The organism is Acinetobacter sp. YH12251, assembly GCF_013417465.1.
Classification (GTDB): domain Bacteria; phylum Pseudomonadota; class Gammaproteobacteria; order Pseudomonadales; family Moraxellaceae; genus Acinetobacter; species Acinetobacter amyesii.
This window is the reverse complement of the sequence record NZ_VPDZ01000034.1, coordinates 1-8,229: the sequence shown is the minus strand read 5'-3', so window position 1 is coordinate 8,229 and position 8,229 is coordinate 1. Positions and strand designations below refer to the sequence as shown.

General features: G+C 34.5%; 10 protein-coding genes and 2 pseudogenes. 3 read left to right on the top strand and 9 right to left on the bottom strand.

All coding sequences use genetic code 11. From position 1 onward, the window contains the following. Positions 1-126: 126 nt before the first annotated feature. The 5 genes and pseudogenes from FTV27_RS16665 to FTV27_RS16645 all read right to left on the bottom strand — a co-directional run. Positions 127-309, bottom strand: a pseudogene (locus FTV27_RS16665) (type II toxin-antitoxin system RelE/ParE family toxin); the annotation flags it as partial. Further along, the gene (locus tag FTV27_RS16660) at positions 299-544 is read right to left on the bottom strand and encodes a type II toxin-antitoxin system RelB/DinJ family antitoxin (protein WP_111885987.1); all 246 of its coding nucleotides are present in this window, start codon (positions 542-544) and stop codon (positions 299-301) included. The gene FTV27_RS16660 and the pseudogene FTV27_RS16665, both read right to left, overlap by 11 nt. Positions 545-718: 174 nt before the next feature. Continuing rightward, the gene (locus tag FTV27_RS16655; RefSeq protein WP_163146734.1) at positions 719-919 is read right to left on the bottom strand and encodes a hypothetical protein; all 201 of its coding nucleotides are present in this window, start codon (positions 917-919) and stop codon (positions 719-721) included. A 555-nt stretch (positions 920-1,474) separates the two neighbouring features. Next, positions 1,475-1,801, bottom strand: coding sequence for a hypothetical protein (locus FTV27_RS16650; protein WP_005108845.1), 327 nt, complete (start codon positions 1,799-1,801; stop codon positions 1,475-1,477). Continuing rightward, entirely contained in the window at positions 1,791-2,222 is a 432-nt protein-coding gene (locus FTV27_RS16645) for a hypothetical protein (RefSeq protein WP_005108844.1), read from the bottom strand. Before FTV27_RS16645 ends, FTV27_RS16650 begins: the two co-directional genes overlap by 11 nt. 106 nt (positions 2,223-2,328) lie before the next feature. Here FTV27_RS16645 and FTV27_RS16640 point away from each other — a divergent pair, with 106 nt between their 5' ends. Continuing rightward, entirely contained in the window at positions 2,329-2,643 is a 315-nt protein-coding gene (locus FTV27_RS16640) for a hypothetical protein (protein ID WP_005108843.1), read from the top strand. Between the two features lie 187 nt (positions 2,644-2,830). Here the strand turns inward: FTV27_RS16640 and FTV27_RS16635 are convergent, their stop codons facing one another. The 3 genes from FTV27_RS16635 to mobQ form a co-directional block, all read right to left on the bottom strand. After that, positions 2,831-3,376: a plasmid replication DNA-binding protein gene (locus FTV27_RS16635; RefSeq protein WP_171319338.1), complete on the bottom strand. Its 546-nt coding sequence runs from the start codon at positions 3,374-3,376 to the stop codon at positions 2,831-2,833. A gap of 68 nt (positions 3,377-3,444) precedes the next feature. Further along, positions 3,445-4,374 (bottom strand): replication initiation protein RepM, encoded by a 930-nt coding sequence (repM, locus tag FTV27_RS16630; protein WP_180079314.1) that lies wholly within the window; start codon positions 4,372-4,374, stop codon positions 3,445-3,447. Between the two features lie 686 nt (positions 4,375-5,060). Beyond that, a complete protein-coding gene (gene mobQ, locus FTV27_RS16625) occupies positions 5,061-6,815 on the bottom strand; it encodes a MobQ family relaxase (RefSeq protein ID WP_373687163.1) in 1,755 nt (584 codons plus the stop codon). Between the two features lie 258 nt (positions 6,816-7,073). Here mobQ and FTV27_RS16620 point away from each other — a divergent pair, with 258 nt between their 5' ends. Both FTV27_RS16620 and FTV27_RS16615 read left to right on the top strand, forming a co-directional pair. Next, positions 7,074-7,448 carry a hypothetical protein gene (locus tag FTV27_RS16620; protein WP_086322809.1) on the top strand — a complete coding sequence of 125 codons (375 nt, stop codon included), beginning with the start codon at positions 7,074-7,076 and terminating at the stop codon, positions 7,446-7,448. 176 nt (positions 7,449-7,624) lie between these two features. Continuing rightward, the gene (locus FTV27_RS16615; RefSeq protein ID WP_179997607.1) at positions 7,625-7,945 is read left to right on the top strand and encodes a GrlR family regulatory protein; all 321 of its coding nucleotides are present in this window, start codon (positions 7,625-7,627) and stop codon (positions 7,943-7,945) included. A gap of 45 nt (positions 7,946-7,990) precedes the next feature. On the opposite strand, the pseudogene FTV27_RS16610 reads toward FTV27_RS16615, so the two are convergent. Continuing rightward, positions 7,991-8,104 (bottom strand): annotated as a pseudogene (locus tag FTV27_RS16610) (type II toxin-antitoxin system RelE/ParE family toxin); the annotation flags it as partial. Positions 8,105-8,229: the final 125 nt, after the last annotated feature.

Sequence of the window (8,229 nt, the reverse complement as noted above, 5' to 3'; positions counted from 1 at the left end):
AATGGCTTTTATGGCTTCAGCTTTAAATTCTGCGGTGTAAGTCTTCTGTTTCTTGCTCATGGTAAACTCCTAATGAGTATGTATAGTTTACCAAGTTAAACCCTCCTGTTTTTTAAGCACACATCAGACTCCAGCCTTTAATAATTTAATTTTGTAGCAACCTGCAAGATCACCTCTAAGCATATTCTTTGGAATATGTGGCTGCTCTATGACCTTGGCAAGTTTTTTCTTAAATTGATCTCTTATAGCACTAGGAAGCTTTTCCCATTCAGCTGTGAAGTCCTTATGACGTAAAAGCTTATAAGTCATCTAAAGTAATTTCCTCAAACATTTCTTTAGGATCATTAATACGTTTACGAACAATCGCTAATAGCTCGGTATCCTCTTCTGAGAGTAAGGCTTTTTGTACAGGGAGTTTCCCAGTCGCTGCAATGTATTCAAGGACATTTGTAAAAAACTCAGTAGGTGCAATACCTTGTTCTCTTAGAACTGAATAAGATTTTTCTTTAAGGGCTTCATCGACCCTGAAGTTAACAGTAGCCATTATTTTTCCCATTTATTGAATGCATAGGAATATTGTAATGCAAGTTGCATTACGTGGCTAGTTCGTATAATCCGTATTATGTTAATTTCAGAGAAACTATTACAAATAGAATATTACTTTTATATTCTCAAATGAGCCGCTATCTTTCTTAAAAAATACTATAAATAACTGTTATTACTGATTATTATTTTTTAAATCAGGGCGAATTTTATAAATATTATTTTGGAGTTCAAAAATATGACTGAGAGCTTTTCCTATCAGTAAGATATTTTCTCTATTTTCTAGTGATGGATCTGATTGAATCTTACTAGGAATACTGTCTAATAATATTGCAGCTTGATACAAATCATCATTTATTTTTTTTAATTGATCCATTTTTCTCTTCTATATATGTTGGTAAGGATCCCAATCATATTACATTGAGATCCTGATTTATTAGGCCGTGGTATATCTTGTTGTAGCTTCTCTAGTTTCTGAACTAAAAAGGTTTAATAATCTATCCGATGATGGTACAGGAAGATTTGGTGGATTCCAATCACTTGTAGTGATGCATGTATTTAAAGAGTTTCCACACTCTGACATTCCACCGCTACCAGCAGACCCATAGACATCAATACAGTCTGCATAATATTCTGCACACATCACAATTCTTTCGTTAAATAATATGAAGGCGTTGTAGGATCATATGCAAGAGCAAGACTACTAGTTATTATTGTACTAATTAGAACTATTTTTTTTAAGAACATAAGAAAATTGCAAAAGTGCATATTCTAAAAGCGGACATTTCTACTTTGGGCTTACATCTAAGTTTCGTATAACCGCCATTATGTTAAATGGAGGTTAGATTGGTGGAAAACTCCAGTTTTTGAAACTTCAAATAGAAGCTCTTTCGTTCAATTAGTAATTGTAATTTCTATATAAATTTATATTCTATTGAATAATTATTTCATAAATTCTCCTATCATATTTGGCTGCATATGTAGCTACTTCTTGATTAATCTTTTTATGACTTTTATCTACATATGAAAAGATTATTGAATCCTCATTATGCTGCTCATAGTTGATGGCGTATTTATATTCCGAATAAGGATAAAGAGTACCTAAGCTATAAGTTTTTTGAGCACTGATATAAGTTATTTTAAGATCTGTGATTGGGGCATTGGTCCAATTTTTAATAGAAATATATCCATTCTTTTCTAATGGTTGGCATCCTATAATTAAAACTAATGCAAGACAGTAAAATAGGCTATTCTTCATTTTGGTAGTTCTGTTCAATTGGTCTTATGAGTCGACTAATAACTATAACTTTTGAGGTATCACAGCTAGGATCTACTTCAGTTATCCAAGAATAATTATTTTTTTCTAGAGGATAGGATTCTCCGCCTCCATATGCTGCTTTATCACCTAAAAAATAAGTATCCGAATCTACTTTTAGGCTCTTAGTTTCCATATCCCAATCTAGAGTTTTTGTAGCAAAAATTGGCAGAACTTTAGATCCATCAGCATGTTCTAGGTATAGGCATTTACCTTCCCTAATAAGCTTAGCCTCACTATAACTTGCATTATCTGCTCCCCCCGTATATTGAATACGTGGAACAACTATATTTGATTCAATTTTTTCTGTAACTGGACTACAGGCTGCAAGTAAACTTAATAAAATAAATTCTAATCTTTTCATATTAAAGGAATTTTTTGATAAAATCATAATAGAGAAATTAAAGCAAATTATTCCAAAAGGCTCTGATTAAAAATTGTTAAAATTAATAGATATATGAGATAAAATTATGAAAAAATTTTTATATTTTAATTTCTTAGCAATTATTTTGACCTACGTATCTTTGCTTTATCAAAAAAATATATTAGTTGACCGCATAGTTGTAGATAAGCTTGGAGAAGTTGAAGTCATAGCTGGGGGATTTCCTCTACAGTTCCTTATAGATGGTGAAACCTCTCCAGTCGGAAGTATAAGTATCAATCCTTTATTTATTTTCATCGGCATGGATCAATTTGTTTTTCTCAATTTTTTTATTGATTATTTATTTTGGATAAGTATTTTATTTGCTTTTTCTATGATTGTGAAAAAGTACAGAATTGTATAGATCTCCTAAAATTAACATAATACACCTTATACGAAATGCATTATAATTCTCTATATAAATCAATGTTGTAGCTCCTAGTTGATAGCCCGAGTTTCCATGACCGGGCTTTTTTTATTATTTTTCACGTTCCACGCCTATTATTTAAGCAATGTTTCACAACTTTGATTAGCTCAGTTGAATAATCCCCTTAGCCATTTGGTAAGAAAAACCGGCTTAACCACCCTCTTTTCGGCTGCTCCGGTTCAACATGTTCCGGTACTGGAATACGTTTATTTTCAGTCTGCTCTGGAGTAGTCAATCCGTCATGTTTCGGTTCAGGTTCTGACCGAGGATCCGTTGCTATATCTTGGCTAGGTTTCTGATCGGTAAACGTAGTCATATTGGTTTTTGGGGCTTCTAGCAGTCGTTGGATTGCTTCTATTTGATTGTCTTTTGCTTCTAGTTGTTCTCTTTGGAAAATTTCTCGTTCATGTGCAAGTTCCAGTTGTTTTTTTAGTATGTCTACCTGCTGTTTTAGCATGTCTACTTCTGTCTCTTTTTGTACCGCAGTAGACTGTAACGTGGTTACATCTCTATTTTTATTAGATGGTTCTCCAAATACACGTATTGCTTCCGATAGGTCTATTTTTCCATCACTATTTTTAGATAAATCACCTTTATTTATACGCTTATAGATACTCTGTCTGTTCATCCCATAGAGTTCAGCTAGCTCAATCACAGATAATGCTTTCATCATGTAACCTAAGTAAAAAGATGTATGCCAGTAGATATTATTTAAACATGTAACGTTACATTAGTAGTTTAACGATAGCCAACTTTTTCAAGCATTGGAGAAAACTCTTTTAGCTTTTCAGAGTCCTTAAGCATTTCTGCAATTCTTACTGCAAATTGAGGATAGCTTTCACTGCCTTCTGAATATTTACTCATTTCAGGAAGCTCAGAGAGCTTATTGGCAAATAAATGACGTTGAGGATCTGTCATTTTTTTTGAAAAGAGATTTAAATTCTCCGAGTGCTTTTTATTTTCACTTGATGCACTTCTAGTTTTTTTCTGTGTAAATGAAAAAGAGAAGCCTGATATTGAACGGCCTTTTTTATGCTGCTCATAACTAGCCTCAATATCTGTTTTTTCACTAATTTCTGTAATAGCTAAATCAAGGACCCTCGTCTTGAAGTGATCCATACGCTTATATTCATTAACGCCAATACCAAGCTGCTCTCTAAATGTCGCTAACTCGAATAAAGGTGTTTTTCCAACGGCTTTCCACTGAATCAGTAATTCGTATAGCCTTGCTGAATAGGTACTATTCAGTTGTGCTGTTTGGCTTAATAAATATTGAGTAAAGAAATCCTTAATTCCGTCAATTTTACTTATACCTTGTACAACAGCTAGTGTAAAAACTAACTCAATAGCACCTTCATCATCTAAGTACCTTACTTGCTGAATCCATCTGCTTTTTATTAATTTCCCGTTTTCATCAAAGAAACTAAATCTACGATTAAATAACGAGTCTTCAGCTTCTTTCATCCGTTGATAAGCATTTTGTCTGGTTGTTCCAAAAATTTCTGCATATCTCAGAGCATCTATTCGTAATGGTGTATCTGTACTTAAGCCTGTACCTGTATGCCTAGCATCAACAATAGCTAGTTGAACAATATGAAATTCTGATAAAGACAAAGTCTGGAAAGCTTGGTTTAAGCGATTTGTTTTTACAACTAATTCTTTTGACATGAGATTGATTAAAACATTGTTATACCCACAGATTATAACAATGTAGTTATAACCACAAATATTTATTTGAGGTTAGATGAAGCCATAGGGTAACTAAACGTGGGTAAGTGGTAACTAAACGTGGGTATATAGGTAACTAAACGTGGGTATATAGGTAACTAAACGTGGGTATATAGGTAACTAAACGTGGGTATATAAGATTATTAATTATTGAAATATATAAATTTATTCTGATCTAAAAGCATTTAAAAGCATTAAAAATAATTAAAAGCCCAGGATAAGAAAAATTGCCCTTGGTTTTCGCTGCGCTCAAACTCTATTGAATCTCGCTTTCGCTCGATTCGTTGGGGCAATTTTTTGGCTCATTGGGTTGTGACTTTAAAAAAAAGCAAAAGCAGCTCGGAATTCGCTTCGCTCATGAGCTTTTTACTCGCTTCGCTCGACATAAAGCCATCGTAATCAGTTCGCACCCATTCGGGATGCTCTGATTCTGAGTTCTTGATACACAGGGGAGCCTGTAATCAGGGAAAAACAGGTGAAAAATTTAGATCCCTGTAGTTCGCTCGTAGACACTCGCTAAATGCTCTCATTTGCGATTTAAGAGTTTTTTCTTAACTCAACTATAAATCTACTGTGGTTTAGCAAAACATCGCTAAAAACCCTATTTTTTTGCGTTTAAACAGCATTCACCAAGGTCGGTAATCGTTGTTATTTTCATTTTCTGGTTTTTTAGGCTCGTTTTTCTGCTGTTTTTCCAATTCTTGGCGTTTTAAAAATTCCAAATGTTCTCGTTCGTGTCTTTCTTGTTCATAGCGTTGTTCTTTTTGCTCTCGTTCTTTACGTAATTGCTCTCTAAATTCACTTTCTCTGCGATCATTTTCAATTCTTCGTTGCCGATCTACTTCCGCTTGGCGTACTTGCTGCATTCTTTCTTGTTCAATTTTGAGATCATCTGCCCGTTTTGCTTTAAGGAGGGGACTCATATCATCATTAAAATCATGTAGGGTATCGAATGAATGAACGTACTCTCGTTTTAGCTTCTGCCAAAACGAGGGTTTTATCGTTGGTCGTTCAATCCCATTATTTTCCAGTATCTCTGAGCATTGGCCTAAGCGCTGGACAACATTCTCAATATCGTATTCTTTAGCAAGTTGTTCGACCTCGGTTGCGTATTCTCTCCAGTTCTCATTTTTTGCCTGTTCTACTGATTTTTCAGTCGCATAAAAATCAGGTTTTTTTATATCTCTGTAAGTATGATGATAAGAGTCATAAAACAAATTATTGCTATGTAGGTAAAAATCGCTTTTGTTTTCTGCTAACCATCGTTTTGTCTTGGTGAGATTTGATTCAATCTGCTTTTGATTATCAGCAGCATTGCTTTGAATGGTGTAAAACTGATTGGCAAATTCTGCATAAATATCTTGGCACCGGATGAAGTCATCATATGCGTTGTCGATCTGTTGAACCTGTTGTTCTTGCAGGCGTTCTTCTTCTAGATTGAGATTTACTAATTCTGCTAAAAGCTCTTTTTCTTCTGCTTCGGTTAACTGAAGTTCGTTTTCCAGCTGGGTAATCTGATCTTCTAATCGACTTGGAACAATAATTTCTTGATCAAGGCCCTTGATGATCTGTTGGTATTCTCGTGCAGCATCTAAATTTTTGGCTTTGATTGCATCATTTTCAAGTGCAATTCTTGGTAGCACAATTTCAGTGTTACGTTCTTCAAGCGGTCTTTTTTGTTCCTCGTCATATTGTCTGCGAAGTGCTGTAGCTTCATGCCCTTCATGATGGGTGGGTTCAAGGAAACCTAAGCCTTGATCTTTATAACTGCGGTGGTCGATGCGTTCATCTAGTCCAGCATTTTCCAATACTGTGTTTACAACATTGGCAAAAGTTGCTCGGCTGTCCTTCAGGATCTCGGGACCATGGTCGTTGAAGATTCTTTGTTTCTTTCCTAATTCGCCTTTTTCATTGATGAGTCTGGTCGTGAACATCATGTGTACGTGATAGTTTTTATTATTGGTTTCATCGTTATGTTCATGTGGTGCATGGATGCAGGCATCGACAATAACATTGTGCTTGTTCACAAAGTCTCGGCAAAAGTCATCAACGATTTTTATGCGTTCTGCATCTGTTAATTCATGTGGTAAAGCACAGATATATTCTTTGGCGAGTCGTGCATTGGCTTTCATTGAGCCATTGGCATTGAATTCTTTTTTTTCTACTGTATTCCAAAGTGTTTGACGGTCTAAAAGTTTTGTATTGGTATGTTCTGGTGCATAAATATTTTTGTATGCAAGTCCCTTTTTTTTAGTGTAGTCCTGAGTCTTTCCAAAAGTCAGATCCTCTAATTTTTCACAGGCACGATAAGCAGCACAAGCAACGGCTGAACGTCCGTCACTTCGTGAGATGTTGCTTTCATTCAAATGAAAAATTGCCACTTTAAAAACCTAAATTTCTGCATACCGTGGTTTTGATTTTTGCAACTTTGAAAAAGTTGCTGACCATGCTAAAGCGAGGTCATGGGGTACAGGGGTTTCCCCTGTCGCAACGTCCACTTTTGAATGAAATGATAAAAGTGGGTAAGTGCGCCCTTCGTTTCACTCCGGGAAAACTTCGCTTCGCTACGTTTGATATTGCTCGCTTTGTTTTTTGACTCTATGATGATGTTTGGTTATTGATCATCACGGTTTAATACTATGTCAGATATTCAAGAAAAGAAAGATGCAGTTTTAAAGAAGCTCACTAAAGCACAGCAGAAGAAGTTATCTCTACAAGAGCAAATTGAGTATTTGAAAAAAGAACAAGAGCAGATCTTAGAACAGGCAAAACAGAAACAGAATGAGCTTAAACTTAAGCAGCAAAAACTTTTAAGTGAAGCCAAAGCTCAAGAACGGAAAAATGAAACTAGACGGAAAATTTTGCTTGGCGCTTGGGTTTTGAATAAATTTAAGAATGATGAATCTTTTAAACATCAATGGGCTGATTTTGAGCAGTTTTTAAGTGCGGAAAGTAAGACAGAAGAAAATAGACAGAAAGATAAAGAGCTTTTTAATGATCTTTTTAAGGGATAAGTTCTAAATTTCATATAAGAGATTTTATGTTAAATAAAGGTTAACTACTATGAAATGCTAATGTTTGTATTACAGGAGAGGTAGCTCAATTTGTTTGAACAACTAAAAGCTTATTTAAAGTTGAAATTGGCGTAAAATATATAAAACACTCACTTTGTTGAACTGGTATTTTAAGAATGCGAGATGGTATTTACTTCCTTGAATTTCAAGATAATTTTAATGATTTTGGTAATGGAGTTTTTGTAGTACAAAATAATATAATAAATGGTGGAAACTATGCATTTTCCTTTCAAGGTGAAATCATTAATCAAAAATCGAAAGTTATTATAAAACAACATGATAATAGTATAGAAAAAGCTATAAATGAAACTTTAAATGTATCTATTAAAAAGACGAATTATGATTATGAATTATTAGGGAGTATTACTAATAGACCTAATTTAGTCGTTTATATAAAAGCAAAATTTATAGGTGACTTATTTCTAAAATTAACATAATACACGTTATGCGAAGTCAAAAATGGGAGCTCTAAGCTCCCATTTTTAGTCTTTAATGCGCTTTTTCGCTTCGTCATAAACTATGCTGTCAGCTCGTTTCCCAACCGTAATGAGCAAGATAACTACCTGATCATCTTTAACTTGATAAACTAGTCGGACTGATGTGTGCTGAATTAGCAGGAGACTTTCACTTGGGAGATTCTAGGCAGCTAACCGATAAAAGTCTTCTGCCATTTGATTTGGTGTCTTAAAATCCAAGCCTTTTTGAATTCTTCGCTGATTAT

Coding starts and splice junctions, on each gene's coding strand:
- FTV27_RS16640 (WP_005108843.1), top strand. CDS start 2,329: ATGAAAAAATTTTTATATTTTAATTTCTTAGCAATTATTTTGACCTAC.
- FTV27_RS16650 (WP_005108845.1), bottom strand. CDS start 1,801: ATGAAGAATAGCCTATTTTACTGTCTTGCATTAGTTTTAATTATAGGA.
- FTV27_RS16660 (WP_111885987.1), bottom strand. CDS start 544: ATGGCTACTGTTAACTTCAGGGTCGATGAAGCCCTTAAAGAAAAATCT.
- FTV27_RS16635 (WP_171319338.1), bottom strand. CDS start 3,376: ATGAAAGCATTATCTGTGATTGAGCTAGCTGAACTCTATGGGATGAAC.
- repM (WP_180079314.1), bottom strand. CDS start 4,374: ATGTCAAAAGAATTAGTTGTAAAAACAAATCGCTTAAACCAAGCTTTC.
- FTV27_RS16615 (WP_179997607.1), top strand. CDS start 7,625: ATGCGAGATGGTATTTACTTCCTTGAATTTCAAGATAATTTTAATGAT.
- FTV27_RS16645 (WP_005108844.1), bottom strand. CDS start 2,222: ATGAAAAGATTAGAATTTATTTTATTAAGTTTACTTGCAGCCTGTAGT.
- FTV27_RS16620 (WP_086322809.1), top strand. CDS start 7,074: ATGTCAGATATTCAAGAAAAGAAAGATGCAGTTTTAAAGAAGCTCACT.
- FTV27_RS16655 (WP_163146734.1), bottom strand. CDS start 919: ATGGATCAATTAAAAAAAATAAATGATGATTTGTATCAAGCTGCAATA.